The following is a 26,045-nucleotide window of genomic DNA, read 5'->3' on the forward strand; positions in this document are numbered from 1 at the left end:
TTAAAATATTATACGCTCTCCGCACTCGAAGTTTCCGAAGGATTTGTTTTCGTTAATGATTCAAAAAATGGAGGAAAAATAATGAAGAAATACGGTACTTTCTCTGGTACGGTTACCGGTATTCAAGATTACTTAGCAGGTTCAGAGGAGGAGTTAAAAGGGTGTTTTAAATTAATGTCCCTATTAGGAGAAGATGGGTCAATCGTAAATTTCGTGATTAGTCCAACAACCTATTTTCTAGATCATGTTGTGGTTTCAGTTGGAGACCGGGTAACCGGATATTATGATGTCAATGTACCTGTTATTCTTATTTACCCGCCACAATATCAGGCACTCATTATCGTAAAAAATAACCCTTATCAAAATGTTAAGGTGGACTTTTTTAACAGCCAGCTCGTGAGTAGTGATGGACAGTTACAATTGAATATTTCTAGTTATACTCCGATTTTCTTACAAAACGGCCAGCCCTTCACATTGAGTCCTGCCAACCGAAATCTGCTTGTTGTATATGGCCCTGCCACATTCAGCATTCCAGCTAAAACAACACCGTATAAAATCATTGTTTTGTGTTAGTCGCATAATAAAAAGACCATTACATTTTAATGGTCTTTTCGCCTTCCTTCATTTAGTTTTATAACAGGAATTAGTGAAATCAGCCTTTTCATTACCAAGAAACAACAACCCACTCGTCCAGCTTTTCAATGGTGTAATCATCGCCAAATTCCTGCGGACCTGTCAATTGAACATGTTCTCCCGTTTCCGCCACGTGTTTGATACCTTCGATAATTTCTTCTGCGGCCTCTCCTTTATCAACCATCAAGTCACATAAAATATCGATGTGGTTTGGTGCAGCACTCGCAACCCCAGTACTCATACCGACCAGCACTTCCCCCTCTTTCACAATGGCAAAAACATCAGAATACGGAATCGCATATAGTCCTGCCCCGTATTTCTCCGCAACATTGATCCAATCTTGGAACTTTTCTTCCTGCATGAGATTAATATATTTCGAATCTCCGATCATAATAGAATCTTCAACAAATGTTTCTTCCGGTTCGACAGGCTCCTGTACCAGAGTTGGAGTTTCACTTTCCTTCCCCTCATTTGTCTGAGAAGAAATGAAAAGTGGACTTTGCGCTTCAACGTTGGATTTACTTTCATTATTTATAAGATTAAAACTTTCATTACCTTCTATGATTTTGCTGTCAGCTATCGTTTCGGTTTGTTCCAAAGTGATAGTTTGTGGAGATATTTCATTGCTAGTATCTACCTTCCTCTGAGAAACATCTTCAGAAGAACAGGCTGCCAGTAACATCGAAAGAGTGATCAAAATTAAACCTTGCTTCATCTTTTTATTACCTCCCAATTATCTCTATATGTATAAGACGTTTTAACGATGGAAAAGTTCCCCAATCCTTTAAAAATAGGACATTAGTTACAATTTTCAAAAAAATGGAATTGCTCCGTTCTACTACCTATGAAAAACTAGATAGTTAAAAAAATAGTTACTTCTATTTACCCTCTTCTACAAGTAAATAAACTAGTTTTGCAAAATTTTTTAATAGGACCTGGACACCATAGGGACGGTTCTGGTGGCTCAAAAAAGCCACCAGAACCGTCCCTCATGTCATTTCTTTTATCAGGATAATAAAGGTTAAATAAAACACTATATACAGGGTAAAAAAAGTATTCAAAACAAAAGCTACCTTTATATGCCTTTTTAAAATAAAGACGGAATGGATATTCGATAAGATTCTTCTCGACAACAAGTAAACCAAAAAGCCAAGTTATAACCTGTTTAAATAGAAAAATGACTGATGCATGACGAATTTTATCTTTCGGAACAAATTTAAACAATAAAAGCGCACTTACGATATAAGCAAAAAATAAAATGTTTTTTTCTTTCCGGTTAGAAGCCATATCAAAACTCCTATATGAACAATTATTATCGATATTACTATTCGCCCAAAGTTTAAAAAATATTCAGATAAGGTTTTTATAAAAACATTTATACATAATCCCCTTGTTATATTTGTTCCTGGATTCGGAATGTTTCCGGATCTTTTTTTATCCTTCCTTACCCATACAATGTTTCAAAGGTATCTATTTTTTGGATTCGGCAATCGGCCGAATCCTTTTTAGTGGTCTTTAGAGCTTCGAGTCAATCTTTGACCAAATAAAGGAGTGAACAGGCACCTATTCCATACATATTAACTTTTAAAACAGGAAAACTAGACTTGTTAGTAGACTAGGGTCAAAGGAGATATGTATATGGACTACAGGATATTTAGAGCGATTAACCAATTTGCTGGTCGTTACCGGCTTTTAGATATGATGGTGATTATCTTTTCTCAAAAGGTTCGATACTTTTTTCTATTTATTTTAATCTTCATATGGTTTCGAGATAACTCACATAAGAAAATCACTTTATACGCAATTATTTCGGCGGGGGTATCGATTGTTTTAAATAAAATCATTAAATTGTTTTATTTTAAACCTCGCCCTTTCTTGAATCTTGGGACCCATTTATTATCCCCATTTCCATCAAAAAAGAACTCTTCATTTCCAAGTAAACATACCGCTCTAGCATTTGCAGCAGCAACTTCTGTCATGTTTTATAAGCGTTTCTTAGGCAGTGTGATGTACCTTTTTGCTATCCTAACAGGGCTCTCTCGCATTTGGATGGGACAACATTATCCTTTGGATATTTTAGGTAGTTCGTTACTAGGAAGTATAACCAGCATAGTAGTAAAGATGACAGGATGGTTATGGAATCCGATTATTAATCGGATAATACAGGCTTATCATGATTACTGCTCGAGAATGAAAAATCATCAAGGGAAATCCTCACATTAAGTAGGAATTCCCTTTTTTGTCTAACAACCCTCCTACCTGCCTAAATAGTTCCTCTACCTGTAGATTTTATTCGTTACCTGCATATTTCCTTTGATTACATGCCTAATTTATTCCCCACAACCAAAAAGTTCTAAAAAGCCTGGATTAACTTGGTAATAGTCAGTAATACAGTATTTTTAAGGTAAATTGTTCGATATATTGGTCATCATAAGCATGTATAACCAAAACTGGTGGAGGCTGTAACATGAAAAACATACTTTATATTTTACTGACTGCTTTACTACTTTTAACAGCGTGTAATGCAGAAGAACCAAACAATAACCAATCAACAGATGTACCAGTAAAGAAGGAAGTTGAAGATACGACAGAAGAAAAGTTAAATGAACAATCTCAGGAAAGCCAACCACAAGAAACACCACAACCCATTACAGCAGATCAGGTGAAGGAAATTATCAACTATATTGGCGTTGGGGAGGGTGACCAATTATCTAATGTTTCTTTTGTAAATGGTGAAATTAAAGCGACGATTGCTTTAGCTTCGAATGAAATGGTTCCTGCTAAGGATATGGCTGTTAATCGATACAGCCAATTATCAGATGAATTATTAAACCATGAAGGTTGGGACATCTTAACGATTGTATATCCTTCTATTGGGACAATCAGTATGAATCGTAATGAAAAGGAAACAAATGAATTTGGTGACTACATCCCAACAATGGTGATTGAAGAAAAATTAAAGTGATAAGAAAAGCAATCAAAAAAGAGACTAACCCAGAAGATCGTTGTTGAGCGACCATTTTGGGTTAGTTTTTTTCACATTAATAGAATAAATACATATCTGGTAATAATTACCCATTTAGCGATTTTAACTTTCAGAATAATCAAATAAATGTTACTATAGAACCATATTATATTTTACTTAAGTCCAACCAATTTATAGTAGGAACTTACGGTCACAGTTCTAAAATAAAATCAATAAAGTAGCTGAACTACAGGTTTTAATCATTCAAAGGGAGTTGTTCGATTTGAATTTTAAATCCATCCTATGTTTCTTTCGGAGACGACACAAGTACAACTATTACACGAGTAAATGCATTAGATGCGGAAAAAGCAGCAAATCTATTTAAAAGAAAAATCTAATTTATGTGATATGAATTGTGAATGAAAAGACCAAGGCAGCAATAGAATGCTGGGCAACAAGTCCGAATTCCAGCATAATAAACCAAGTTCAATTTGGTTAAGTAAGTCCTACGCAGAAAAATTTTCACTTGTTCAATCGGAACTACATCGTCTTCGCAATCAAGGCTATTCTGTAACCGTTGAGGAATCCTATTTTATCGGGGAATTAGATGCATTCTATGACGGTAATTCGGATGAACCAACAAGTAATCAGCAAGCTATTTTACTAGTTGGCAAGGCTAGTAACAAAATAAAGGAATAAGAGATAGCAGAAAATTGGATGAGGAAGAGTCATTGAAATTGCTTTGGGATTTTTGAAAATGGTGTGAAGTGTGTACTCTGGCTATTTTTTAATATTAGATATTGACCTTTATACTTTCTATCTGTCTTGGATAACTGATGTAAAGGAGTCCATCTTGATACTGAACGGTTAATAAATGTGCCTCAGTTGGTTCTGGTAAATCAATTTCAAAATTTATGTCCCCGTAATATCTTCCCTGCTTTATTGCCAGTTCGTTTGAAATAGGCGGGACTGCAGTCGTTTTTATTGAAATCCGGCTTTTTGATATTAAATTAAATAATAGATTGTTCACTTGAATACCAGGTAATTCTACAAGAATACAGATGGTTGTATCATTTTGATAGATATCGTGTTTGGGTACATCCATATCAAATGTTCTGGCAAAAAACTCTTTTGGGGGCTGCTGATTTAAAACACTGCTCCAAAAATCACTTTGTCTATATTCATTTGTGATTTCCATCCATTTTCTTATTTTTTCAATGTCCATTATATCCCCTCCCCGTTCATTTTATATTAGGTTCGAAATTGGCATGGATGGATTGGCAATTTGATCTTGGTCACTTACGTCCGTATCAAACATTCCTGAGTTCATTTGTGAAAAGGTTGGTGAAAAATCCCCTTGGGAAAAATTTGCACCGATTAATTTAGTATTCGAAGTGTGGCTATTATGAACAGTTGGTCCAATATCAATATTTCCATTCTGGGTTGCTCCATTGACTTTTATATTGAAGATATTAATCTGATAAGGCATGATTTCCTCTCCCTCCTCTAATTTAGAAACCCGGGACTCTTCCTATATTGGTACTATCAGAATTCCCAATATCCGTCATATCATTTACATCTGGATCAATCAGTATATTTTGCAAATTAGCTTCGGTTGGGGACAGGTCACCATAAGATGAGTTAACTCCCTGTATCTTGCTTTTTGCAGTATGACTATTATGTGAAGCTTCACCAATAGTTACTGAGCCATTTCCAGAAATGCTATTTATTTTGAGATTATATAAATTGATTACGATAGATGGCATAACTTCTCCCTCATTCTAGGTAGCAATTTTAGAATAGCGTATGCGTATACCCGCCTAAATGACACCAGAGTTTTTGGGAAGTCCCGAAAATACTGGCTATCTACTCCAAACAGGCCAATGCTGCCAACACTCCGATTGCACTGGCTCCAAGCTCTTCCAATACAAATCGTTCAGATGTTATTCAGTATGTGTAGGAATGAGAAAAAGGACCGGGCAAGATGATCCGGTCCATTGAAGTTTAAGTAAAGTTTATTCACACTCCATCTGCCACAGAATAAAATGGGCGTAGGGGTTGATATCACATGCAAAATGATTGTCAAATTCAAGAAGAGCTTAGGATTATTGCTGTTCTTCAAAGAGAATTAAATTTAGTTACAGCTGGATTATTGTTAACAGGGCAGATCACAATCATTGGAGTTTTTATAACGCCACCTGAATTTAGTCTTTCCTTAAGCGGTCCTTTATTCGGTAGAGCCCGCTTGCACGGTAAAAATGGAAATATTGTTGCTACTGGATTGATTGATGTTCTTGATATCATCATTGCCATTCTTTTAATCGTCGATGAAATCCGCGTGATAAGCTCTGTACTAGGTCCAAGCAGATTTTCAATTAATGTTAGCGGCCCTATTTTTGGAGCGCCGCTCTATCAGCCAACACTTCCGTCCCTAAAAAGGAATTATCGTTTTTATAGAAAAATAGTTTCGAAGCATTTTGATATTGACCCTCTTGTATTTAATCGTAAATAAGGGAATGGTGAACATGTCATTAACCGATTTACCAACAATTAAACCTTCTGATTCTCAGATTTTTCTTTTGGCATTAGTGGTGGGGATTTTTATTTTCTTTTTTACCGAACGAAAAGAAAGTGATTCAAGCCAAATAGGATGATAGGTTATTCAGCATTGCCATCGGCATTACCTTTTATTACTGAAAACATGGCTTCTTCTATTTCTTCATAGCAGGTGCAACGACAAATATTAGAAGCTAACCATTCTTTCATTACCTCATAGGTTGGGCGTGAATGTTTTAAAAGGAGTGCTTGGCAATTCATGATAAATCCCGGTGTACAATAACCGCACTGAAAGGCAAAATGCTTGATGAATGCATGTTGAATTGGAGAATCCTTCAAACCTTCAATCGTTGTAATTCTTGACCCAACAGTCTCGATGGCGAGCATGATGCATGATTTATAAACATTATCATTGACCATCACAGAACAAGCACCGCAATCCCCATTTAAACATCCGGGTTTTGCTCCTGTAAGTGATAGTTGATTACGAAGAACATATAGAAGAGTGTCGATAGGTCGTATATCAACCTGACGCGTTTCGCCATTGACCTCAAGTGAAACACTTATTTTTTTAACAGGGGGATTGGGCATTATTTTCTTCCCTCCATTTCCAAGATCATGTCTGTTAATGTGTTCCGTAATACAAATAATCGGAACTCTTTCGAACCTTCCAAATCATGTAGTATAGGGGTTGGGAGCTGCGCTATTGCGTTATCGATTCGTTTTTCTACAGGTAAATTAGTTTTGTTCAATTCGGTCTCTACCCTTTGCGAGCGGAAGGGATATGGGTAGAGCCCGCTAAAAGCAAACCGAATCTGATGATCAACTTCAATACAAGCTACTGTTAATAAGGGATAACCAGTATCCCATTGCTGGCGTTTTTTTATTGTGACAAATGGTAAAGAAAGATACTTTTTTTCTACGAAGAGCTGAACGAGAAACTGGCCTTCTTCCAATTGAAAGGTTTTATTAAAAATTTGCTGGATGGGAAGCGTTTTTAGGCCATCTTTTCCTGCTACAACCACTTGGCAATCGCAAAGGAGGAATGGCAGAATGGCCTCACGATAAAAAATAACTCCACATAAATTTCCACCGAGTGTTATCTTATTCCTTGCCGTATGGTCAGCAATTCCTACTGATGTTTGTGTTAGCAAAGGGAAGATATTACTTTCTTCAATATAAGTAAGCGGAAGAGAAGCTCCAAAAATAAAATGATCTTGATCAAACTCGTGGGAAAGGGTTTCTTTTATAGCTTTTATATCAATAACCGCTCCAGTCTGAATAAAATTGAGACGGCCGAGTGTTAATATTTCGGTCCCTCCACTATAATACATTGGATATTTGTTTTCTTTTTTTAACATAAAAAATTGTTCCACAGCTTCATTAATCGTAGTGGGTCTATGATATTCAATATTGGCGGCTAGCACTATTTTTCACCCTCCTTTATTTTCCAAAGTAATTCAGGAATAAGAGGTAAATAGTTGATGTCGACTGATAAAGCAGTGGAGAGGCTATTTGCCAGTGCTGCTGGCATCCCGATTAAACCATGCTCCCCAACACCTCTTCCTCCATATGGGGCATCCAGCTGCGGTGTCTCCACAAACGCGACCTCATACTTTGGATGTTCACCAAATCGAATTGGGCGATATGTTCGTAATTGTGGGTTTAGAATTCTGCCATGATCATCAAACCAAAACGTTTCTCTAGCGGCAAAGGAAAGGCCCATACTCATGGCACCTTTTACCTGACCGGTGGCTGTTTTTTCGTTCAGCACTTTTCCAATATCAATGACAGCCACTGCTTTAATAATTCTATACCTGTAGGTTCTTAAATCGAGTTCGATTTCAACTCCCTCTGCTCCTACGGTCCATTCTGGTCCTGGTCTTCCTGCCCCAGTCTCTTTGTCTAAATACGTCATTCCTCTTATCACAAAGTGGCCTCTCCCAATAATTTGTCCCCCAATCGTATTGCCATTAGGAAAGGTATATCCATAGGCAATATCTTTAATGGGGATACTGGTTTTTGGGTCATCACGTACATAAACTTTTCCATAACCGACTTCCAAATCATCTTCCCGTGCCCTTAAAACAAAGGAGGCAATATTTTTTAGTTGACGAATAACATCCTCTGCAGCTGCTAATACCGCTCTTCCTCCCATATACGTACCTCTGCTTGCAACCGTCTTCCAATGCTCCGGCGTATTTAATGTGTCGATTTCTAGTTGAACATGAATGTCATTCACATCCATTTTTAATCGTTCTGCTAAAATTTGCGCAAGTATCGTTTTGGTACCTGTTCCGATTTCTACCACTCCCGCAATAAGGTTAATACTCCCATCAGGATTAAAAATTAATATAGCCCCCGAACTTGCATTTGGGTCAATTGTAGAAGTCTTCCAAAGGCAACTAATTCCCTTTGCACGAACAAGATGATTTCCAAGATTCTTAATCTGACCTTCCTGCCAATTGATTAATTCTTTTAATTTACTTATGCATTTTGGTAAATTTCCAACTGTACTAGAATTTAAAAGTACTTGGGTTGGAGTGGTATGGCCTGGTAAAATTGCATTCTTATTCCTTAATTCAAGTGGGTCGATGTTTAATTTTTCCGCCAGAACATCCATGGTCCGTTCAAAGACAAAGTGAACCTCTGAATGACTGAACCCCCTAAAGGGAGCGGCATATGGATGGTTCGTGTACATGCATAATGAATCGCACCAAATATTTTCAATATGATAAGGACCTGTACAATCGACAGCTCCCGCGCGGCTTAAATCAATCGATTTATCTGAGTAGGCACCACCATCCCAAAGATAGAGAAGTTCAGCAACCTTAAGAATTCCATCCTTTGTACTTCCTAGCTTTACCTTCGCCTCTAACCCGATATGACCCGGAGATGTCAGCATATCGTCTTCACGGGTATTGATGATTTTTACCAAACGACCATTTACTTCCTTTGTAGCAATATACGCCAATATCTCTAGCTGGGTGGAGGCCTTTCCGCCATATGCTCCACCTACTAATGGAGTATGTACTCTAATTTTCCCGTTGCTAATTCCAAAATACTGACCTATTAATCTTTTAATCATAAATGGCGCCTGGGAGGAAGAAGTAATTTCAATCATTCCATCAGGATGGATTTGGGCAAACGAACTTCTTGTTTCCAATGCCGCATGATCGGAGGGGCGAAAGGCAAAGAGCTCCTCGACGATTACCTCACTTTCTGCCCAGCCCTTTTCCCAATCACCTTTCCGAATTTTTGTTCTTGTGGCAATATTGGTTCCAGGTTCGGGATAAACTCCTTGGATTTTTTCATACTTGTCTAGATTAGGGTGTAGAAGGGGGGCATCTGGTTTTAGTGCTTCGGATGGTGAATTGACAACAGGAAGTAATTCGTATTGAACCTGCACCGCTTGAACGCCTTGCTCAGCTATATTTGGAAAATCCGCTACGACAATCGCAACAACCTCACCATGAAACCGGACACGTTCGGTCGCGATGGGGGGCCGGTCTACTAGCTCCTCTCCGGTGAGGGGATATTTTTCTCCCGTAATAACGGCTCTAACACCTGGGATTTTTAGTGCTTCGGTTTTATCGATACTTTTTATGAGGGCGTGTGCATAAGGGCTAGTCACTAATCTTGCATGCAGCATTTCGTTTGTCTGAAAATCAGCTGTATACTTGGCATGCCCTGTGACTTTTTCATGAGAATCTTTCCGGGGTATTCCTTTCCCAATAATATACATGAACTTTTATCCCCTTTCTTCTCTCATAAATAGAGATTGAAGTTGAGTACAACTTTCTCGTATTCTTCGGTCGTATCAATATCTATAAATGGGTCCTCGGATTCATAATGAATGATTTTTCCTTTAATGGATGGGTTATGCCGGCTGCAAGATAGATTCCGACTATTTTATTTTGCTTCATCATCATTTTACTTCGACGCATTTCTATATAATTGGATGATTTGAGCCATTATACTGACAGCAATTTCTTCGGGACCTTGTGCCCCAATTGGCAGCCCGACCGGGAAATATAGATTTTTGGGATATTCTCCCCCGCCTAGCAGACGTGTGGTTCTTTCCTTTGAACCTAATATACCGATGTAATTTACTTCGAAATTTTTTAAACCTGCAAGGAATTCTTGGTCTTTTAAAAAATTATGGCTCATGATAACGATGTAGTCATTTTTTGAAAAGTGGATTGAATGGATGATATGTAGTGGGGATCCTTTGATAAATTGATTGGCGGAAGGAAAATGAGATTCGTGGCAAAGTCCAGGTCTCCAATCACAAAGTGTTATAGTAAACCCTATTTTTGATGCTAATGAAACGAATGGTTTTGCATCTTCACCAGCACCGAATAGGAGTATCCGCGGAGCTGGTTTAAAAAGATAGGTGTATTTATAACCCTCGTTAATTGGCTGAAATTCATATTTATGATTCTTTATGTCTTTTTTAGGAACGATTTGAAATGTAGATTTGTTTAAAGTATAGTCATCTGAAAATACCTTTTCATGAAGGACGGATAATCCTTTTTCTAAAGACTTCTTTAGAAAAAGCAAATCTGTTCTTAATTTTTCTGTTATAGGTTCCAACAGGATTTTAATGACTCCATTACACCCCATTCCTTGTCCCCAGCCGTAGTCATCTACACTGCTTAAATCATACGTGACAACTTGTGGATAGGGTGATTGGAATAACTCCTTACTCCGCAAAAAAAGATCTTCTTCAAGGCAGCCTGGAGAGATCATTCCTATCCTTTCACCATTTTCCATCATAAGCATGGATGTCCCTTCTTTTAAGTAAGCTGAGCCATCGATACGAATGATGGTTGCCAATATGCTTTTTATTGGTGAAAGTTGAAGGGCATCTAAAATCCGAAATAAGGTTGGCATACACATTCCATCTCCTACTATATTCTTTAACTCTTCGATTTAGAATTTATGAATATATAATGGAAAAAATGCAATAATTAGTGATGAAATTTTTAGGGGTGACAATTTAAGTTTTTAGATCCTCATTTCGACAATCCCCTCGCAACAAAGGCGGAAAAAAAACGTTCGTGGCAGGCATGAAAGCGAATCTAATTAAACGTTTAGTTAATACAGATTCCAACTAATCAATCAATTGATTAAATCGTGGCTAGACCCTTACAGAATGCGAGTATACCCAATTTTTTTGTAAGTAAATTGTCGATAGAGGTCACTTTTAAAAAACCAAAAATAGCCAGGCAACAGCCTGGCTTTGGTAACGCTATATAGAAATCCGTCCAAATTTTAATTAACTTATTTAATCCTTTTACTGATAAAACTTATGTTTATTTTTCAAAAGCAATTTCACCACGGCAGAGAGTTAACAGTACCTCCCCTTGACGATCAACGAGAAAAATATCCGCGTCTTTTCCTTCTTTAATAGAACCTTTCCGATCGAATACGCCTAATTCTTTTGCTGGGTTGATCGATGTCATTTGAATCGTTTCTTGAATCGTGGCATTCGTCCAATTTAGCATATTGCGTCGTCCCTCAGATAGCTTTAAAACACTTCCCGCTAATGACCCGCTTCGAAGAACAGCACGCCCGCCTTCCACAATGACATCCTGTCCACCTAAATCATACACCCCATTTTTCAAGCATTTCGCTCTCATGGAGTCCGTAATTAATACGACCTTTTCAGGGCCCTTTACCTGAAAAGCTAATTGCAGCATTTCAGGGCGGCTATGAATCCCATCGGCAATCAATTCAACCGTTAATTCATTGTGTAGAAGTGCCCCGCCTAAAGCACCTGGCTCACGATGATGAAGAGGATTCATTCCGTTATATAAATGGGTAACATGCGATACGCCCTTTTCAACCGCTTCCTTCACTTGTTCAAAGCTTGCACTCGTATGACCCATGGAAGCAATAACATCGGTTTCAACCAAATGGCGAGTAAGCGCTAGATCATCATCCAGTTCCGGTGCCAATGTCACTAGTTTAATGTTGTTGTTTGATAGGCTCTGCCATTTTTTAAATAATTCTACATTCGGTTCAAGGATATATTCCTCATTTTGGGCACCCTTTTTTTCTTTATTAATAAAAGGTCCTTCTAAATGGACACCGATGACCTCAGCCCGACCTGGGTTGTTTTCAGAACGAATAAACTCACCAGCATTCGTTAATGCATTTTCAATACTATCTTTCGGGCTCGTGGTTGTAGTGGCCAAAAATGAAGTGGTTCCTTCAGCAGGCAGCAGTCTTGCCATGGTTTCAAGGGCGTTTGGTGTTCCATCCATTACATCACTTCCACCAGCCCCATGAATATGTACATCAATCATTCCTGGAATCACCCATTCAGCTTGTTCACAATTAATGACCCGATCAGCATGTTCGACAGATGGACAGCTCTCCATCTCACCAATAGCCTCGATGCTAGTACCTTTAATCACGATATACCCATTTTCAATTACATTCGTTTCAGCAGCAATACGGGCATGAGTTAGGACAATTGTTTTCATATAATCACTCCTTATTTTATAGACTGTGTTAAAATTCATTGTTTATTATCAGAACAGCGGCTTAAATGGTTGCAGGACAAGTCCGGGGTTTCTTCAATGATTTTTGTCCTTCATAAGGATTTTCTCAAAAAAATCACCATTTGTCTTTACAAAGGTTGAAAAAGAAAAAAACGGGCAAAAGTTTCGCCCGTTTTTATCTATTTTAATGATAAACCAAAATGTATACTTTAGCCCCGCCGTGGTGAGGGTGACAGGCACCCTACCGCGCATGCATTTTGTTCGGATGGGATCCTCTGCGTCGGTCGCGATTCAGTTCACTAATTTGGTTCATTTCAGTGGAAGTGAGTTCAAAATCAAATACGTTAAAGTTTTCTTCGATTCTTGATGGCGTAACCGATTTCGGAATGGCGATGGTGTTATTTTGTAAATGCCAGCGCAGCACCACTTGTGCCGGCGATTTCCCATGTGCCTCGGCAATACTGGTGACCACTTCATCCTTCAGCACCTCTCCACCTTGCTCAAGAGGACTCCATGCTTCAACAAAAATATTATGCTTGGCACAAAATTCTTTTATCTCAGTTTGAGTCAGATATGGATGACACTCAATCTGATTCAAGACCGGCACGACTTCACATTCTTTTAAAATGCGCTCTAAGTGTTCAATTTCAAAGTTACAAACCCCAATTGCCTTCACTCGGCCATTATGGTAAAGCTTTTCCAGCGCTTTATAAGTATCCACATACTCGTCAAAATCAGGAGTTGGCCAATGTATCAAATATAAATCAACATAATCAAGACCTAATCTTTCCAAGCTTGCGTCAAAGGCACGCAGCGTATTGTCAAAGCCCTGATCACTATTCCACACCTTGGTTGTAATAAATAATTCTTCACGAGGAATCGATGATTCAACAATCGCCTTCCCAACGCCCTTTTCATTTTTATAGATCATCGCCGTATCAATCGAGGTATAACCAACCTTTAGCGCGACAGCAACTGCCTCTGCTGCCTGATCACTCTCTACTTGCCACACACCAAATCCTAGCTGCGGCATTTTCAAACCATTATTCAGGGTTACAAAATTCATGGGAGCATTCTCCTTTTACAATCAATATGTATTTACTGTACTAGCTTCATCCCAAAGGTTAAAACCTCAAAACTATTTTTTAAAATAAAACCATAATTCGTTTTATGGTCGATTACGATATCCCCATCTAGATGGCTAATTACCACCGGGTCAATTAAAACTGAAATTTCCGCGACCTTAAATACCTCATCATTTTCCATCTGCTCAGCCTGAGCAAGTTCGTACACATAGGTAGCGCCTCAACCAGTTGTTCGAATTTCATTAATCCTAACAATTGGTTCTGCCCCCAGTACTTTGATAAGCTGTTCACTCGCATCTTTCGTAATATGTACCTTCATTTTTACACCCCCATATAAATTTACCCAACCTGCGTTCGTTCAAACAAGAAAACAAAAAACTGATTGAATATCGGCGTAGCAAATACGAATACTTTTTCCAAATTATCCTATCAAATAACGATATAGAAGGCAATTTGCAAGCGTTATGGGGTGGTTTAAAAATCTTTATGAAGGACAAATCTAAAGGAAGAGTTAAAAAAACAAGGTCATGTCCGAAGCCGTTTCAACTTCGGACAAAGATGGGTCAAAAAGGCACGGGCGTGTCTGAAGTCGTGCCACCTTCGGACAAGGAAGGGCAAAAAAGCAAGAGTGTGTCCGAAGTCGTGCCACCTTCGGACAAGGAAGAGTCAAAAATGCAAGGTCGTTACCGAAGCCGTACGAACTTCTCATGGAACCTTCTATTTTGTCCTTCATCAACTTTTTATGCATAAAAAAAATCGTAATGCACCTATTAAAAATAGACTCATTACGATTTTTGTAAGATTTGGGACAAATAAAACTAAGCCGCCACATCTCTCCGTGTAAACAAAAGCCATGATAGCAAATTGAACACGATAAAATAGACAACGAGCACACCGATAGAAAAAGACATGGTCATTCCCTCTTGGAAAGGATGTCCGCTCAAGTACTGGGTGAGTTCGGTGTTAGCGAACAACAAGTACTTGCTCCAATCGTACCGCTGCAGGAGTTCGAGAATAATATTACCCGCAAAGAAAGCGCCGATGGAAAACCCGATGGCCATTGTGCTGCTTCGGAAGGCAGACGAGATCATAAAGGCCATTGTTACGTACATGACCGTAGATACACTGTTAAGCAGATACGTTTTCCACAGATTGAGAACCATATTCGTTTCGACGATTTGCCCATCCGCCGTCATTTGAACCAACGGCAGATCCATATATCCAAAGCCGTATAAAATTCCATTCATGACAATGGATAGTACAAACAAAATGAGTAATAACAGGATGCCGAACAACAGAAACGAGATGTACTTGGAGAGGAGAATCTTGACACGGTTAGCCGGCCTTATGAGTAATAGCTTAATTGTACCCGTCGAAAATTCAGCCGCCACACTGTCTCCCGCAATGATGATGGTGAAAAGGGTAATTAAGATGACCAGATTGGCCGAACCGTTCACGCCATTCCACATCGTGCCGTCCGTCGAGCGAATATTCTCTTCTAAGTGATAGTTGTTAATTGAAATCTGCTCCTGGTAGAACGTTCGATTCTCTTCGCTCAACTCGGGCATCTTCAACATTTCACTCCATTGTTGATTCTCCTGCTGCAGTTCGGTCCGCCAGCCTTCTCCTTCCGCCTTTTTTCCACTAGAATGCCATTCAATAAAGTTGATATAAAGCACGAGCCCAGCCATGAGTCCGATCAGGACCCAGGTTCTCACCCGCCGGTAAATCTTCATATTTTCATTGCGTACGAGATTAAACAATTTGCTTACCCCCCGTTATTTCCAAGAATCGTTCTTCCAGAGATTGAGAAACCATCTGGACGCCATAAATGCGAATATTGTTTAGCATCAGTCCAACGAGAAGGTCCGGGACACGTTCCTGTTCAGCGCTGACCTCGATGAGCCCTTCCTGATTCAGTTTGACCCCGTGAACCCTTTCCATTTCACTTAATACCTCCAACGCCCGTTCCGGCGGCTTCGCTTGAATTAAATACTTTTGGGCTTGATCGTTTCTACCGGTAAATTGCTGTACTGGCATGATATCGACCAGCTTGCCGCGCTGAATGATCGCGACCCGGTCGCACATGAGCTCCATTTCAGACAACAGATGGCTGGAGACGACCACGGTGATTCCTTCCGTATGCGTCAAATGCCGCAAATAATCGCGCAGCTCGCGAATCCCCGCCGGGTCAAGACCATTCGTAGGTTCATCAAGAATCAACAATGACGGCCGATGCAGCAGGGCCTGGGCCACTCCCAGTCGCTGGCGCATGCCGAGCGAGTACTTTTTAACTTTGTCATGAATGCGTTCTTCTAGCTTGACCAGCGCAACCACTTCGTCAATCCGTTCCTTGGTTACCCCCGGCACCATGCGGGCGTAATGAATTAGGTTTTGGTAGCCGCTCAGATACTTGTACATTTCCGGACTTTCAACGATGGCGCCGACGTGGCGAATCGCCTGCTCGAACTCAGTTTTGATATTTTTTCCCTTAATCAGGATCTGGCCCTTCGTAATCGACATCAACCCAACGATCATGCGGATGGTGGTTGTTTTACCGGCCCCATTTGGACCAAGGAAGCCGAAAATCTCCCCTCGTGGTACGTCAAAGGTAAGATCGTCGATGATGGTGGTCCGGCCAATCTTTTTGGTCACATTCCTCAAGCTGATAATAGGTTCGTTGCTCATAATGTCCTCCTAAAATGTTAGATTTGTCCTTTTTGCACATTTAGCCTTCGTCATTTTTGTATTCTAAAATATCGCCAGGCTGGCATTCTAATGCCTTACAGATTGCCTCTAAGGTTGATAGCCTAACGGCTTTTGCCTTCCCATTTTTCAAGATAGAAAGGTTCGCCATGGTGATTCCAACCCTGTCTGAAAGTTCTGTAACACTCATTTTCCTTCTCGCCAGCATGACATCAATATTGATGATGATTGCCATTTTTTCACCTCAAACAATTAAGTCACTTTCCGATTTTATGTCAATCGCCTCTTTTAAAAGCCTTTGGAGAACTGCAGCAATGACGGCAATGATCGTTGAAGCAAAAATAACGATCACCCCGATTACGATACCAGGTGCATCTTCTACCTTTGTAAGAATATATAAAAATGGCATCTCTAAAACATACAAGCTGCTGATGATCATCGCACAGTATTTAATTTTCTTTAGCGCCGTTACAGACAACTCAGAGAATGCTTCATTCCTATCAATATTGCCTAATAGTTTTAAAGTTTGATACAAAGCAAAGAAAAAAGGAATCATGCGGCATACATTCCAACTAATATGGGATATTGCAATTTCGGTAGTTCTGGAAGCTGCCAATAGGGAGAATTGGGTGACAATCTGGACAACTCCAAAATACAAACGGACAGAAACGGAATGCCAATAAGAAAAACGACTATTCTTAAAAAGAGCGTTGATCCTTGTTTCATCGAATACACCTCATTAATTTATTGTCTTTTTGAAATTTATCACATAATTTATCGTCTTGCAATAAAAATTTATTTAGTTTTGAATCATTTTTATTGTTACTATGTGAATTTTATTAGTCATCTCAACAATCATACCGCATTACAAAGAACTGCTCACAAACACGAAAAAGCCTGGCGAACGCCAAACCTAGGGTTAGACTATGGGGGGTTATTTTATTGATAGAATGAAGAAGTATACTATAATCTTAAAGAGGTGATAGTTATGAAATTTATTAAGTTGATAGTTGGTTTTATTGGTAGTGTAATTTTAGGGTTGTTATTTATGGGCGGTCTTGATATGGACGATATTAGGTTCAGCAGAAATATCAGGAAGTTAAAAAGAGAGAGTTGGTTCAGAGAACTTGCTGATAACGGTAGATATTATGAGAAGATATATCAAAATCAAAAATTCCGAGAATACTTATGTCAAGACAAAATTGTTGAAAAAATAATAAATGATGAACAAGAAAGAACTTATTTAATTTCTTTGATTAAGTAAAACCACTTGGAAATTGATTCCAAGTGGTTCTTTATTTTTACTGTACAATTCTGTTTCTTATTTTATTATTAAATTAACTTTTCCTCCCAAAAGAGAACCCGTTAAGATTCACCCGTCTCCCTCTTTTTTCATTTAAGAAGACCGTGATAGGTCGATCCTATTAATCACAGAAAGCAAACGTACCAATAATAATTAATAAAATAAACAACACAATTATAATAATAAAACTATTGCAACCACGTGGTTGTACACATGGGGCAGCAAATCCGTACGGCATTTGTGGCTCACATGGAATAGCATATTCGTATTGCATTTGTGGCTGCATACACGGAGTAGCATATCCGTATTGCATTTGTGGCTGGGGAAGAAAATTAGCCCCCATTGTATTTGATGGAATCATGTTATCCATCGTAACACTCCCTTTCATTCGCATGGAGAAACAGTATGTCAATACATAATATACATGCGAAGGAAACTCGAGCCCGTCTAGAATAAAAAAAATAAATTTATTGTCCACAGCACACTGGAGGGTTCTTTCCTATTTCGGGGTAGAAACCACACCTGATTCTTACCACATCTCTCAATCTTCCATGAGTTCGGGCAGAATCCACACCTAAAATCGTTCTTTGATAGGTCAATCAATTTCAATCATTTTGCCAAAAGTAAACACATTAAGCCGTCGCTACTCAGGACCCAGCATTCTGGTCCGCCTTCACACAATCAATGGCGACAACAAGTGCAATCATCACGGTTTCCATCTCATCATTCATGATTTCAACCTGGTAGCTGTCGCCCCAAGTGAACCACTCCTTGCTCACTGTACCGACGACTTTCCCATGCTGCAAAACTTGAAAATTCATATCCCACCAATTACCTTGGACTTCAATGCCCGCTGCATCAATCGTATAACGCGCTTTTAAGAAAGAAAACTCCTTCTTAATCGTTGCTGCTTCTCGGCCATTTACCTCCACATGAAACTGAGGTAAAAAGCTGAACGGCTTTTTCGTAATAAGTGCCACTTCATCTCTTTTTGGATTCATAATGGAGAAAGTCTTTGGAACCCGCAGAAAACTGCCCTCCACGTAATAAACATCATTCTCCTGCCGGTCCTTTACCGTGAATTTGCCACTTAAACTAAATACCTTCTGCTTTATGTAAAGTTGCTTCATGTGCCGCCTGCTCCTTTTTAAGTGTTCAAATGTGCACATCTTAAATGATGGGGCAAAGACCCCTTTTTGCTTCAATGCACGCCTCCTCGACAATAGCTCTCTACTAAGGTTGATTCCGTGCTCCGCAAACTCACCCCGGCGAGCCGCCGGTGTCTATTGGTAACCTTCGAGTGGTGAAGATTATCCAACTAAAACTTTATATTGTATTGCGTTTTCTAAGTTTAGACTAGCATTGTAATCCCGATCCAGGTTCGTTCCGCAGTGTTCGCATACAAATGTGCGCTCCGACAAAGAAAGGTTTGTCTTTTTGGTTCCGCAATTTGAACATAATTTACTACTAGGATAGAATCGATCTACCATTCGCAATTCTATCTTACCTTTTCTACATGCCTGCTCTAGCCATACTCTAAAACGATAAAAGTTCTGACTAGCAATCACTCGACTTAAATGTTTATTTTGCATCATTCCGCGAACATTTAAGTCCTCTATGGTAATATAAAGCGGCTTGGTTTTTACCACTTCATTGACCACACTTTTAGTATAGGACCAACGAATATTTGCTAGCCTTCTATGAAGATTTTGAATTCTTACAATCGCTTTTTTAATGTTAGCTCCGTATTCACTAGGATGGATATTATTTTGTTTTTTCCGTACTTTATTCGATTCTAATTTTCGAGACAAGCTTCTTTGGGCTCGTTTTATGGTTACCTCTAATCGTCTAACCTTTCTACTTTTATTGATATTACCGAACACATTTCCATCACTAGTGGTTGCGAAATTTTTTAGACCTACATCAATGCCTATCCCTTTTTTACTTAGCGTTTGTTTGGTTTCTTTCCTATCCGATTTGACTAAAAAGCTTATAAAATATCGATCCCCTTTTTGACTGATGGTACAACTGGAAATATCAGTGCCTTGGGGTACATATCCTTTTTCTTTTAAACGGACCCATCCAAGAAAGGGAATCTTAGCTCTATGCCGTTCAATGACAAAGTCCTTTTCATTGTTCTTCGGAAGATAAATTTTTACGTCTTGTTTCCCTTTTTTCTTTAATTTTGGATACTTCGCTTTTCCCTTAAAGAATTTTAGAAAGGCCGTTTCCGCATTGGCTAATGCTTTCTTTCTTGCTTTACTATGACAGGTATTAATCCAAGGCTTATCCGCTCTCAACGTGTGATTCACATATTTAGCAAATTCCATATGCGAGACAAATTTTCCTTCTCTTTCGTATACCTCCTCATTGTGCTTAATATAGGCGTTATATAAAAATCTACAAACTCCTATACCTTGATGGATTTTTACTTTTTGTTTTTTTACCGGTTCTATTTCAACTTTGTAGGCAAACATTTCTTCTCACCCTTTAAACGATTCTTATATTTTCGAAGACCGTAAATCCTACAGCTGAAAACATGAGTAATGGCAATTAAATCCTGCACAAGTTCTTCTTCGGGTGATAATGTTTTATTTTTAACAATGATCATTTTTGTTCCAAACTTTTCGCATAATTGTTGAAACCAATCAAATCCAAATCGTACAAATCAATCTTTATGTGCAATGAAAATGGTTTCTATTTTGTTTTCCATCACTTCATTTAATAAAAGGTTCCACTTTTTTCTTTTATAGTTCAATCCGCTGCCAATGTCTTCAATGGTTTCATCTACGATAACCCCATTTGCATTTGCAAATTGTTTTAAGAATTCATGATTTGACAAATCGTCCTTATGATTTCTGTTAGATACACGAGCATATATAACGGTTTTCCTTTCTTTTAGTTTGGTGTTAGGCCATTTACCAGAAGCCTTTAAATATTGTTCATGTGTATAAAACCTTCTATTGGTCGGGCTCCTATTTGCGATTAAAATCCCATCTCGCTCCCAGCGCTGTAAGGTTTTTACTGTGACATTCAATAGACTAGACATCTGAGTTAATATTGTAATGTTTTTCCATATTTTTATTATCTCATATAGAGGCCATATATCAACACTTCCCTTCACGTATATACACCTTTTTATTTACAGTAAATTCCTCCTTTGATAAAGCTTAATAATAAAATTTATATTCCTGTTCACCTTAACCATATCAAAAGTTAACGATAAAAACAGGCAGACTGAGAAGTCTGCCTGCCTTTCAAATGTATTCAACTCAAAAATAACTTGAACTCTTATAGAAAGATAATCAGCAGTCATCTGTTTTTAAGCAATAATTAGCTCTGTACGCTTATTTTCCGTCTTTTTACAATCAACCAGATAATAAACAGAGCGATAGGAATTAACAAAAAGTTTGCATACTTGCCGAAAATTTCACCCGCTTTTTCCCATTGAGGACCAAGCGCATATCCTAAATAGACATAGACAGCCGTAACTGGCAGCATGGCTAGGTACGTGTAAATGATAAATTTCCAAACACTCATTTTTGCAATTCCACAGGGAATCGAGATAGCCGTCCGGACTCCAGGAATAAATCTCCCTAAAAAGGCAACAGCTCCGCCGTGTTTTTCAAAAAATTGATCCGATTTGTCCATATGCTCTTCTTTTATAAAAAAATACTTTCCGAACTTTAGTATGGCGATCCTGCCTCCATAACGACCCAAAGCGTATAATGTCAGCGGACCCAACACCCCGCCAATGGAACCCGCCAAAATCGCTCCAACTAAATTCATTTCTCCTTGATATACCCAATAACCAGCCAATGGCAATACAAGCTCCGCTGGTACAAATTCAAATGTTAATGCTAGCATAATCCCAAAATAAGATAGTTCTTTAAAAGATTCCACCATTTGCATGATTAGAGCTTCCATCCAAGTACCTCCACCATTTTTTCATTTTAACATCAGGCAATAAACTATACATAAATAACCCACAATAAAAAATTATACCATACAAGTACCAGTGGGACGGTTCTCACGGTTTTTAATTGGTCAGTTCCGACCACCAGAACCGTCCCCATGGTCTAAACAATGAAAAAAAGAAGGCATCCCTGCCCTCCCATTTACTTCATTATAAAATACAGTACCATCAGTAAAACGGATACTCCCTGTCCAAGTGCCAGCCCAATCAGCCACTTTTTAAACATCTTATCTTTCCGTTCTCCACTTTTTACATTTAGCTTCCACTGTTCTTCCCATTTGTCCTGGATGTCTTTTTTGCCTTTCAGCACCTGCTGCGTCAACTGATCGATTTCTTCCCTGTTTCTACTTTCGACAGCTGCAATCTCTTTTAAAATCATATCTAACCGTTCACTCACCACTTCATATTTCACATTCAAGGCGGAAGCCTGCTCGCTCATCGCTTCCGTTAGCTGCCTTACACCCGTCATCAACCTTTCTGATTCCCCTGCGATAAAGGCTTGGTCATCCGGCTGCAATCCTTTGGCCTCGGCTAAAAGCTTTTCAGTCTTCTCTAGAGACTCCTGATATTGCTGGTGCCAAAAGGAAATTCTCTTTTCCAGTACGAGGTTATTCTCATCAAAGCGTTCCATCCGGTTGTCAAATAACTCAATCTGCTGGTTCAAGACACCTTCTTTTAGGTGCTCGCTGACTTGTATAGGGAATTGCTCCATCCTTTTTTGCAGGTGTTCAATCGTTTCATGGACTTCATCATTCAATTCTGCAATATTTTCTTCCCTGTCCTTTATCAGCTGCTTTAGTTCATCATAGAAAAGTTCATTATTTATTTTCTTAAGTGATTGAATCGCCTCAGTATATTTCTCATCCATTGTAGAACTATTCATTTTCAAAAATCCTCTCCGCTTGCTTTAGAATTATTTGACAATAATGGTGATACACCCAACGTTCCTCATCCGAGGCATTCTCCGCGAACAGCTTCTCCTGCCAGCCAGACACAGCCTTCACAAACTCTTCTTTTAAAAGATCATCCAGCAGTTGGGGCCGCATCGAATCTTGTTCCCATTCCTGCTTTGCATTACTCAATTTATCTTGAAGCTCGATCATCCGAGCTTCCTTTTTCCTCTTCTTTTCCTGCAGCTCTGATATGTTTTCATTTGCTGACCGTTGTTGCTCATTCGCAAGAGTTCGAAGGCGGGTGATTTCGTCTGTGCTATCCTGCACAAACTGATTCACCTGGCTTTCATAATAGTCATACACCATTGCGTTATTTCGTTCTAAGGTATCCAGCACAATTTTATAATCCTCTTCAAAATTACCTGGTTTTATATATTGATCAAGTCCACGGCCATGTTTCAAAGATAGAACCGTGCGTGGCGGCTGGGTGTTAAAATCAAACTTCGCAGTAGATGGAAGATTTTCCATGCTGCGTGTCAATACCAGCCAGATGCTGGATAACTGCCTTTGGTAAAAATCAAGTATATCCATCTCAACATTTTGATAGCTTTCCATCAACCTGGATATTTTCCGTTCCTTGAAGACCACTTGATCTTTTTTATCAAAGTTGAATTCGTGATGCAAATAACACGTAAATTTCTCTAATTGAATCCCTTCCAAGCCCTTCTGTTTCTCCTCATAAACAGCAAGTTCGTTATCTAAATCATCAAGAGTTGACGCTAAATTCTCAAGGTCCCGCTGATCCTTATCGATACTTTCCTTGATTGATAGCATCTCCTTCTCCATCTGTTCGAGGTCCAGACTTTTCTGCTTCCATAAGCTATGCTCGAGATTTCGAATCTGAATCAGTTGATTTTCAGGTGTCTCCCCCGTGGTGAACGTATATTTTTGACCATCAACCAGCAGAACAGTTTCATGGAACCGAGCAATCGCTTCATACATCCATTGGTCCTTCTCTTCTTCCAATCTAGTAAGCAAATCGGCAATCATGTACTCTTCACCTTCAAGTCAAGTGTCCGGAACTCCCCTGCCATCACGCTCATTCTGTTATTAAGATTCCCTGTTGAAAAATCATAACTTCCATTTACCATCTACTTCACCCCATGGGACTATATTCTTCCATTTTACTATAATACCAGTCAGACTTCGACAATTCACCACATATTTCCTGCCTATCAAATGGCTGCACCTTCCCCAGTCTAGAATCCTATTAATTTACAAAAATTTTTAGAAATAAAACCCTGTCTATGAAAAAATGTTTTCTAATTTTAAAAATTCACATGTCCTCTTGATCCAAGAATCAGAAACCCCAGGTTGCCCGCAATTTCCTAATATTACCATCTATTATAACATTAGACATTAATCCCTATTTATCTACAATTACCATTTTGTTAATATATGTAATTGTTAGGAGTTGATTTCCGATGACGGCACCCCGCTATCCGAGAGTATATTCCTCCATCCGCCAGTATTTCTTGCCATCCGCCAGTATTTCTCGTCATCCGCCAGTATTTCTTGCCATCCGCCAGTATTTCTCGCCATCCGCCAGTATTTCTTGCCACCCGCCATTCTTTAATAAGTTTGAGCACAATTCAAATTATGTCGGGTAGTGAGGATGATAAGAAAGGTTATTTTCATCAAAAGGAGAATTTATTTAAGGATAGTAAAAACATGATTAGAGGGAAATTACATGATTACATTAAAAGAAATAAATAAACAAAGTTGGTTAGACATTGTACGACTTAGTAGTGCGGAAGATCAAAGAAACAAAATATTCGAGAAAACAATTGCCTCAAACAGTTTATCCTAAGCCCAAGCCAGTATTGAAGAAAATTGGACAGTAAAAGCTATTTATCAAGATGAGACTCCAGTCGGTTTTACCATGTATGGATATTCAGAGGAACTTTCTGGCTATGAAATTTGCAGAATCATGATTGATTACAAATACCAAGGGAATGGGTATGGGAAGCAAGCATTAAACTTAGTTATTAAGGAAATGATGAATCAATTTAAATGTGAAGAAATATATATTACCTTTGTTCCCGATAATGAAATAGCAAAACAACTATATTTATCTATAGGTTTTAAAGATACTGGCAGAGTCATAAAGGCTGGTGAAGATGAGTTAATCTATTCTATGAATTGTAACAGTTATATTTCTTGATTCTATATCCCCCTTCAAATAACCACTCTTACTAACGGGTGGTTATCTTTGTGCTCTGTCCTATGAAATGCCCTTTAACTAAAATTATTTGCTTCTTCCAATTTCCCAAATTACTAATCCCTTCTTCTTACTAAAAACATTGTAATAGATGAGTTAAAAGTTCTGAAAAATAAGTATTTACAAAAACCTTTCAAATACCATATAATCCATATAAGATTACTTGGTATTGAGGACGGTGTAATATGAAAAAGTTAATGGTTTTTTCAATAATTGGATTTTTAGCTCAACTCGTCGATGGTTCTTTGGGAATGGGATTTGGAGCAACATCTTCCTCATTACTATTAATGTTTGGGATAGCCCCCGCAGCTGCCTCGGCCTCGATTCATATGGCGGAAATTGTGACAACGGCAGCGTCTGGGGCCTCACATCTATGGTTTAAAAATGTAGATAAGGGAATTTTGTTAAAATTAACGATTCCTGGTGCGATCAGTGCGTTTATAGGGGCAGCATTTCTAAGCAGTTTGCCCGGTGAAATCATCAAACCATTTATCTCGATCTTTTTAATAGCTTTAGGGGCTTACATTCTCATCCGATTCCTATTTTTCAACCATGCGTCATCTAAGAATGAAGGGTCACCCCTTTCAAAAAAGTTCTTAACTCCCCTCGGGATTGTCGGCGGCTTCTTTGATGCCGTTGGAGGCGGCGGATGGGGTCCAATAACCGCCCCCGTCTTGATTGCAAGAAGAGGAATTTCCCCAAGAAAAGTGATTGGAACGGTAGATACAAGTGAATTTGCAATTGCGGTATCGGCAACGTTAGGATTCATCTTGTTTCTTGGGCTGGACCAGTTCCACTGGCAGCTGGTCATCGCTTTTATGATCGGCGGAGTGATTGCTGCACCGATTGCGGCTTGGCTGGTAAGAATCGTTCCTTCCTATATGTTAGGAGTATTAGTGGGTGGATTTATTATTCTCACCAATTCCATGACGATTATAAAAACCGTCGAATTACCCGTTTCTTTTGCAACAATAGCTTATGCTCTCATAATTGTATTATGGTTTGTGGCAATTTTCTATCAAGTGAAGAATCGGAAACGGTTTGTGGCAGTTAATCATTAAGCAGCAGCGGATCCTATTAATCAGGTAAAATTGAACGGTTTGTATGATGGTTGTCAATGTATATTATTTGTTAG

The 26,045-nt window shown here is 38.8% G+C and carries 31 protein-coding genes and 1 pseudogene; 9 read left to right on the forward strand and 23 right to left on the reverse strand.

The window, feature by feature from the left end; all coding sequences use genetic code 11:
• The first annotated feature begins 81 nt into the window (after nt 1–81).
• Entirely contained in the window at nt 82–573 is a 492-nt protein-coding gene (locus AC2TFD_RS27765) for a hypothetical protein (protein WP_484674395.1), read from the forward strand.
• A gap of 91 nt (nt 574–664) precedes the next feature.
• On the opposite strand, the gene AC2TFD_RS27770 is transcribed toward AC2TFD_RS27765, so the two are convergent.
• Entirely contained in the window at nt 665–1,348 is a 684-nt protein-coding gene (locus tag AC2TFD_RS27770; RefSeq protein WP_484674396.1) for a hypothetical protein, read from the reverse strand.
• Nucleotides 1,349–1,515: 167 nt separating this feature from the next.
• Complete coding sequence (locus AC2TFD_RS27775; RefSeq protein ID WP_484674397.1) at nt 1,516–1,920, reverse strand: CBO0543 family protein; 405 nt, start codon at nt 1,918–1,920, stop codon at nt 1,516–1,518.
• A 351-nt stretch (nt 1,921–2,271) separates the two neighbouring features.
• Here AC2TFD_RS27775 and AC2TFD_RS27780 point away from each other — a divergent pair, with 351 nt between their 5' ends.
• The 3 genes from AC2TFD_RS27780 to AC2TFD_RS27790 all read left to right on the forward strand — a co-directional run bounded on the left by AC2TFD_RS27780 (nt 2,272) and on the right by AC2TFD_RS27790 (nt 4,297).
• Nucleotides 2,272–2,856 (forward strand): undecaprenyl-diphosphatase, encoded by a 585-nt coding sequence (locus tag AC2TFD_RS27780; RefSeq protein WP_484674398.1) that lies wholly within the window; start codon nt 2,272–2,274, stop codon nt 2,854–2,856.
• A gap of 244 nt (nt 2,857–3,100) precedes the next feature.
• Nucleotides 3,101–3,598 (forward strand): hypothetical protein, encoded by a 498-nt coding sequence (locus AC2TFD_RS27785; protein ID WP_484674399.1) that lies wholly within the window; start codon nt 3,101–3,103, stop codon nt 3,596–3,598.
• 444 nt (nt 3,599–4,042) lie between these two features.
• The gene (locus AC2TFD_RS27790) at nt 4,043–4,297 is read left to right on the forward strand and encodes a hypothetical protein (protein WP_484674400.1); all 255 of its coding nucleotides are present in this window, start codon (nt 4,043–4,045) and stop codon (nt 4,295–4,297) included.
• 94 nt (nt 4,298–4,391) lie between these two features.
• Here the strand turns inward: AC2TFD_RS27790 and AC2TFD_RS27795 are convergent, their stop codons facing one another.
• The 3 genes from AC2TFD_RS27795 to AC2TFD_RS27805 are packed head-to-tail and all read right to left on the reverse strand — an operon-like array spanning nt 4,392 to nt 5,364.
• Nucleotides 4,392–4,823 (reverse strand): Hsp20/alpha crystallin family protein, encoded by a 432-nt coding sequence (locus tag AC2TFD_RS27795; RefSeq protein WP_335509672.1) that lies wholly within the window; start codon nt 4,821–4,823, stop codon nt 4,392–4,394.
• Nucleotides 4,824–4,844: 21 nt separating this feature from the next.
• Nucleotides 4,845–5,087: a spore germination protein gene (locus AC2TFD_RS27800; RefSeq protein ID WP_335509670.1), complete on the reverse strand. Its 243-nt coding sequence runs from the start codon at nt 5,085–5,087 to the stop codon at nt 4,845–4,847.
• Nucleotides 5,088–5,109: 22 nt separating this feature from the next.
• Nucleotides 5,110–5,364, reverse strand: coding sequence for a spore germination protein (locus tag AC2TFD_RS27805; protein ID WP_335509668.1), 255 nt, complete (start codon nt 5,362–5,364; stop codon nt 5,110–5,112).
• 302 nt (nt 5,365–5,666) lie between these two features.
• Here AC2TFD_RS27805 and AC2TFD_RS27810 point away from each other — a divergent pair, with 302 nt between their 5' ends.
• On the forward strand, nt 5,667–6,110 hold the full coding sequence (locus AC2TFD_RS27810; RefSeq protein WP_335509666.1) for a hypothetical protein: 444 nt from the start codon (nt 5,667–5,669) through the stop codon (nt 6,108–6,110).
• A 146-nt stretch (nt 6,111–6,256) separates the two neighbouring features.
• Here the strand turns inward: AC2TFD_RS27810 and AC2TFD_RS27815 are convergent, their stop codons facing one another.
• From AC2TFD_RS27815 to AC2TFD_RS27865, 11 genes and pseudogenes are all read right to left on the reverse strand, one after another.
• Nucleotides 6,257–6,745, reverse strand: a complete 489-nt coding sequence (locus tag AC2TFD_RS27815) for a (2Fe-2S)-binding protein (RefSeq protein WP_335509664.1) — start codon at nt 6,743–6,745, stop codon at nt 6,257–6,259.
• A complete protein-coding gene (locus AC2TFD_RS27820) occupies nt 6,745–7,581 on the reverse strand; it encodes an FAD binding domain-containing protein (RefSeq protein WP_484674401.1) in 837 nt (278 codons plus the stop codon). Before AC2TFD_RS27820 ends, AC2TFD_RS27815 begins: the two co-directional genes overlap by 1 nt.
• Nucleotides 7,581–9,899, reverse strand: a complete 2,319-nt coding sequence (locus AC2TFD_RS27825) for a xanthine dehydrogenase family protein molybdopterin-binding subunit (RefSeq protein WP_484674402.1) — start codon at nt 9,897–9,899, stop codon at nt 7,581–7,583. The genes AC2TFD_RS27820 and AC2TFD_RS27825 overlap by 1 nt, the downstream gene beginning before the upstream one ends.
• A 188-nt stretch (nt 9,900–10,087) precedes the next feature.
• Nucleotides 10,088–11,050 (reverse strand): XdhC family protein, encoded by a 963-nt coding sequence (locus AC2TFD_RS27830; protein ID WP_484674403.1) that lies wholly within the window; start codon nt 11,048–11,050, stop codon nt 10,088–10,090.
• A 422-nt stretch (nt 11,051–11,472) separates the two neighbouring features.
• Nucleotides 11,473–12,648: an N-acetylglucosamine-6-phosphate deacetylase gene (gene nagA / locus AC2TFD_RS27835; RefSeq protein ID WP_484674404.1), complete on the reverse strand. Its 1,176-nt coding sequence runs from the start codon at nt 12,646–12,648 to the stop codon at nt 11,473–11,475.
• 259 nt (nt 12,649–12,907) lie between these two features.
• On the reverse strand, nt 12,908–13,732 hold the full coding sequence (locus AC2TFD_RS27840) for an aldo/keto reductase (RefSeq protein WP_484674405.1): 825 nt from the start codon (nt 13,730–13,732) through the stop codon (nt 12,908–12,910).
• A gap of 32 nt (nt 13,733–13,764) precedes the next feature.
• Complete coding sequence (locus AC2TFD_RS27845; protein ID WP_335569194.1) at nt 13,765–13,959, reverse strand: hypothetical protein; 195 nt, start codon at nt 13,957–13,959, stop codon at nt 13,765–13,767.
• Between the two features lie 610 nt (nt 13,960–14,569).
• Nucleotides 14,570–15,514 carry an ABC transporter permease gene (locus AC2TFD_RS27850; RefSeq protein WP_484674406.1) on the reverse strand — a complete coding sequence of 315 codons (945 nt, stop codon included), beginning with the start codon at nt 15,512–15,514 and terminating at the stop codon, nt 14,570–14,572.
• Entirely contained in the window at nt 15,507–16,439 is a 933-nt protein-coding gene (locus AC2TFD_RS27855) for an ABC transporter ATP-binding protein (protein WP_484674407.1), read from the reverse strand. Before AC2TFD_RS27855 ends, AC2TFD_RS27850 begins: the two co-directional genes overlap by 8 nt.
• 40 nt (nt 16,440–16,479) lie before the next feature.
• Nucleotides 16,480–16,692: a helix-turn-helix domain-containing protein gene (locus AC2TFD_RS27860; RefSeq protein WP_484674408.1), complete on the reverse strand. Its 213-nt coding sequence runs from the start codon at nt 16,690–16,692 to the stop codon at nt 16,480–16,482.
• A 9-nt stretch (nt 16,693–16,701) separates the two neighbouring features.
• A pseudogene (locus AC2TFD_RS27865) lies at nt 16,702–17,183 on the reverse strand (DUF2975 domain-containing protein).
• Between the two features lie 262 nt (nt 17,184–17,445).
• Here AC2TFD_RS27865 and AC2TFD_RS27870 point away from each other — a divergent pair.
• Nucleotides 17,446–17,721, forward strand: coding sequence for a hypothetical protein (locus AC2TFD_RS27870; RefSeq protein WP_335514104.1), 276 nt, complete (start codon nt 17,446–17,448; stop codon nt 17,719–17,721).
• Nucleotides 17,722–17,881: 160 nt separating this feature from the next.
• On the opposite strand, the gene AC2TFD_RS27875 is transcribed toward AC2TFD_RS27870, so the two are convergent.
• From AC2TFD_RS27875 to AC2TFD_RS27905, 7 genes are all read right to left on the reverse strand, one after another.
• Nucleotides 17,882–18,130, reverse strand: a complete 249-nt coding sequence (locus tag AC2TFD_RS27875) for a YjcZ family sporulation protein (RefSeq protein ID WP_335514105.1) — start codon at nt 18,128–18,130, stop codon at nt 17,882–17,884.
• A gap of 277 nt (nt 18,131–18,407) precedes the next feature.
• Entirely contained in the window at nt 18,408–18,890 is a 483-nt protein-coding gene (locus AC2TFD_RS27880; RefSeq protein WP_335514107.1) for an LURP-one-related/scramblase family protein, read from the reverse strand.
• Between the two features lie 180 nt (nt 18,891–19,070).
• Nucleotides 19,071–20,237, reverse strand: coding sequence for an RNA-guided endonuclease InsQ/TnpB family protein (locus AC2TFD_RS27885; RefSeq protein WP_484674409.1), 1,167 nt, complete (start codon nt 20,235–20,237; stop codon nt 19,071–19,073).
• Nucleotides 20,238–20,428: 191 nt separating this feature from the next.
• The gene (locus AC2TFD_RS27890; protein WP_484676371.1) at nt 20,429–20,809 is read right to left on the reverse strand and encodes an IS607 family transposase; all 381 of its coding nucleotides are present in this window, start codon (nt 20,807–20,809) and stop codon (nt 20,429–20,431) included.
• 284 nt (nt 20,810–21,093) lie between these two features.
• Nucleotides 21,094–21,687, reverse strand: a complete 594-nt coding sequence (locus AC2TFD_RS27895) for a DedA family protein (protein WP_335514109.1) — start codon at nt 21,685–21,687, stop codon at nt 21,094–21,096.
• A 191-nt stretch (nt 21,688–21,878) separates the two neighbouring features.
• The gene (locus AC2TFD_RS27900; protein ID WP_484674410.1) at nt 21,879–22,625 is read right to left on the reverse strand and encodes a hypothetical protein; all 747 of its coding nucleotides are present in this window, start codon (nt 22,623–22,625) and stop codon (nt 21,879–21,881) included.
• The gene (locus tag AC2TFD_RS27905; protein ID WP_484674411.1) at nt 22,612–23,679 is read right to left on the reverse strand and encodes a hypothetical protein; all 1,068 of its coding nucleotides are present in this window, start codon (nt 23,677–23,679) and stop codon (nt 22,612–22,614) included. The genes AC2TFD_RS27900 and AC2TFD_RS27905 overlap by 14 nt, the downstream gene beginning before the upstream one ends.
• A gap of 434 nt (nt 23,680–24,113) precedes the next feature.
• On the opposite strand from AC2TFD_RS27905, the gene AC2TFD_RS27910 reads away from it, so the two are divergent.
• From AC2TFD_RS27910 to AC2TFD_RS27920, 3 genes are all read left to right on the forward strand, one after another.
• Complete coding sequence (locus AC2TFD_RS27910) at nt 24,114–24,299, forward strand: hypothetical protein (protein WP_484674412.1); 186 nt, start codon at nt 24,114–24,116, stop codon at nt 24,297–24,299.
• A gap of 212 nt (nt 24,300–24,511) precedes the next feature.
• The gene (locus AC2TFD_RS27915; protein ID WP_484676372.1) at nt 24,512–24,853 is read left to right on the forward strand and encodes a GNAT family N-acetyltransferase; all 342 of its coding nucleotides are present in this window, start codon (nt 24,512–24,514) and stop codon (nt 24,851–24,853) included.
• Between the two features lie 242 nt (nt 24,854–25,095).
• Nucleotides 25,096–25,971: a sulfite exporter TauE/SafE family protein gene (locus tag AC2TFD_RS27920; RefSeq protein WP_335512051.1), complete on the forward strand. Its 876-nt coding sequence runs from the start codon at nt 25,096–25,098 to the stop codon at nt 25,969–25,971.
• The last annotated feature ends 74 nt before the right edge of the window (nt 25,972–26,045 follow it).

The sequence above is a fragment of the Neobacillus sp. plas4 genome (genome assembly GCF_057221695.1).

Bases quoted from the DNA above. Each gene is read 5' to 3' on its own strand.
- AC2TFD_RS27765 (WP_484674395.1), top strand. From the start codon at position 82: ATGAAGAAATACGGTACTTTCTCTGGTACGGTTACCGGTATTCAAGAT.
- AC2TFD_RS27770 (WP_484674396.1), bottom strand. From the start codon at position 1,348: ATGAAGCAAGGTTTAATTTTGATCACTCTTTCGATGTTACTGGCAGCC.
- AC2TFD_RS27775 (WP_484674397.1), bottom strand. From the start codon at position 1,920: ATGGCTTCTAACCGGAAAGAAAAAAACATTTTATTTTTTGCTTATATC.
- AC2TFD_RS27780 (WP_484674398.1), top strand. From the start codon at position 2,272: ATGGACTACAGGATATTTAGAGCGATTAACCAATTTGCTGGTCGTTAC.
- AC2TFD_RS27785 (WP_484674399.1), top strand. From the start codon at position 3,101: ATGAAAAACATACTTTATATTTTACTGACTGCTTTACTACTTTTAACA.
- AC2TFD_RS27790 (WP_484674400.1), top strand. From the start codon at position 4,043: ATGCTGGGCAACAAGTCCGAATTCCAGCATAATAAACCAAGTTCAATT.
- AC2TFD_RS27795 (WP_335509672.1), bottom strand. From the start codon at position 4,823: ATGGACATTGAAAAAATAAGAAAATGGATGGAAATCACAAATGAATAT.
- AC2TFD_RS27800 (WP_335509670.1), bottom strand. From the start codon at position 5,087: ATGCCTTATCAGATTAATATCTTCAATATAAAAGTCAATGGAGCAACC.
- AC2TFD_RS27805 (WP_335509668.1), bottom strand. From the start codon at position 5,364: ATGCCATCTATCGTAATCAATTTATATAATCTCAAAATAAATAGCATT.
- AC2TFD_RS27810 (WP_335509666.1), top strand. From the start codon at position 5,667: ATGCAAAATGATTGTCAAATTCAAGAAGAGCTTAGGATTATTGCTGTT.
- AC2TFD_RS27815 (WP_335509664.1), bottom strand. From the start codon at position 6,745: ATGCCCAATCCCCCTGTTAAAAAAATAAGTGTTTCACTTGAGGTCAAT.
- AC2TFD_RS27825 (WP_484674402.1), bottom strand. From the start codon at position 9,899: ATGTATATTATTGGGAAAGGAATACCCCGGAAAGATTCTCATGAAAAA.
- AC2TFD_RS27830 (WP_484674403.1), bottom strand. From the start codon at position 11,050: ATGCCAACCTTATTTCGGATTTTAGATGCCCTTCAACTTTCACCAATA.
- nagA (WP_484674404.1), bottom strand. From the start codon at position 12,648: ATGAAAACAATTGTCCTAACTCATGCCCGTATTGCTGCTGAAACGAAT.
- AC2TFD_RS27840 (WP_484674405.1), bottom strand. From the start codon at position 13,732: ATGAATTTTGTAACCCTGAATAATGGTTTGAAAATGCCGCAGCTAGGA.
- AC2TFD_RS27855 (WP_484674407.1), bottom strand. From the start codon at position 16,439: ATGAGCAACGAACCTATTATCAGCTTGAGGAATGTGACCAAAAAGATT.
- AC2TFD_RS27860 (WP_484674408.1), bottom strand. From the start codon at position 16,692: ATGGCAATCATCATCAATATTGATGTCATGCTGGCGAGAAGGAAAATG.
- AC2TFD_RS27870 (WP_335514104.1), top strand. From the start codon at position 17,446: ATGAAATTTATTAAGTTGATAGTTGGTTTTATTGGTAGTGTAATTTTA.
- AC2TFD_RS27875 (WP_335514105.1), bottom strand. From the start codon at position 18,130: ATGGATAACATGATTCCATCAAATACAATGGGGGCTAATTTTCTTCCC.
- AC2TFD_RS27880 (WP_335514107.1), bottom strand. From the start codon at position 18,890: ATGAAGCAACTTTACATAAAGCAGAAGGTATTTAGTTTAAGTGGCAAA.
- AC2TFD_RS27885 (WP_484674409.1), bottom strand. From the start codon at position 20,237: ATGTTTGCCTACAAAGTTGAAATAGAACCGGTAAAAAAACAAAAAGTA.
- AC2TFD_RS27890 (WP_484676371.1), bottom strand. From the start codon at position 20,809: ATGTCTAGTCTATTGAATGTCACAGTAAAAACCTTACAGCGCTGGGAG.
- AC2TFD_RS27895 (WP_335514109.1), bottom strand. From the start codon at position 21,687: ATGGAAGCTCTAATCATGCAAATGGTGGAATCTTTTAAAGAACTATCT.
- AC2TFD_RS27905 (WP_484674411.1), bottom strand. From the start codon at position 23,679: ATGATTGCCGATTTGCTTACTAGATTGGAAGAAGAGAAGGACCAATGG.
- AC2TFD_RS27910 (WP_484674412.1), top strand. From the start codon at position 24,114: ATGACGGCACCCCGCTATCCGAGAGTATATTCCTCCATCCGCCAGTAT.
- AC2TFD_RS27920 (WP_335512051.1), top strand. From the start codon at position 25,096: ATGAAAAAGTTAATGGTTTTTTCAATAATTGGATTTTTAGCTCAACTC.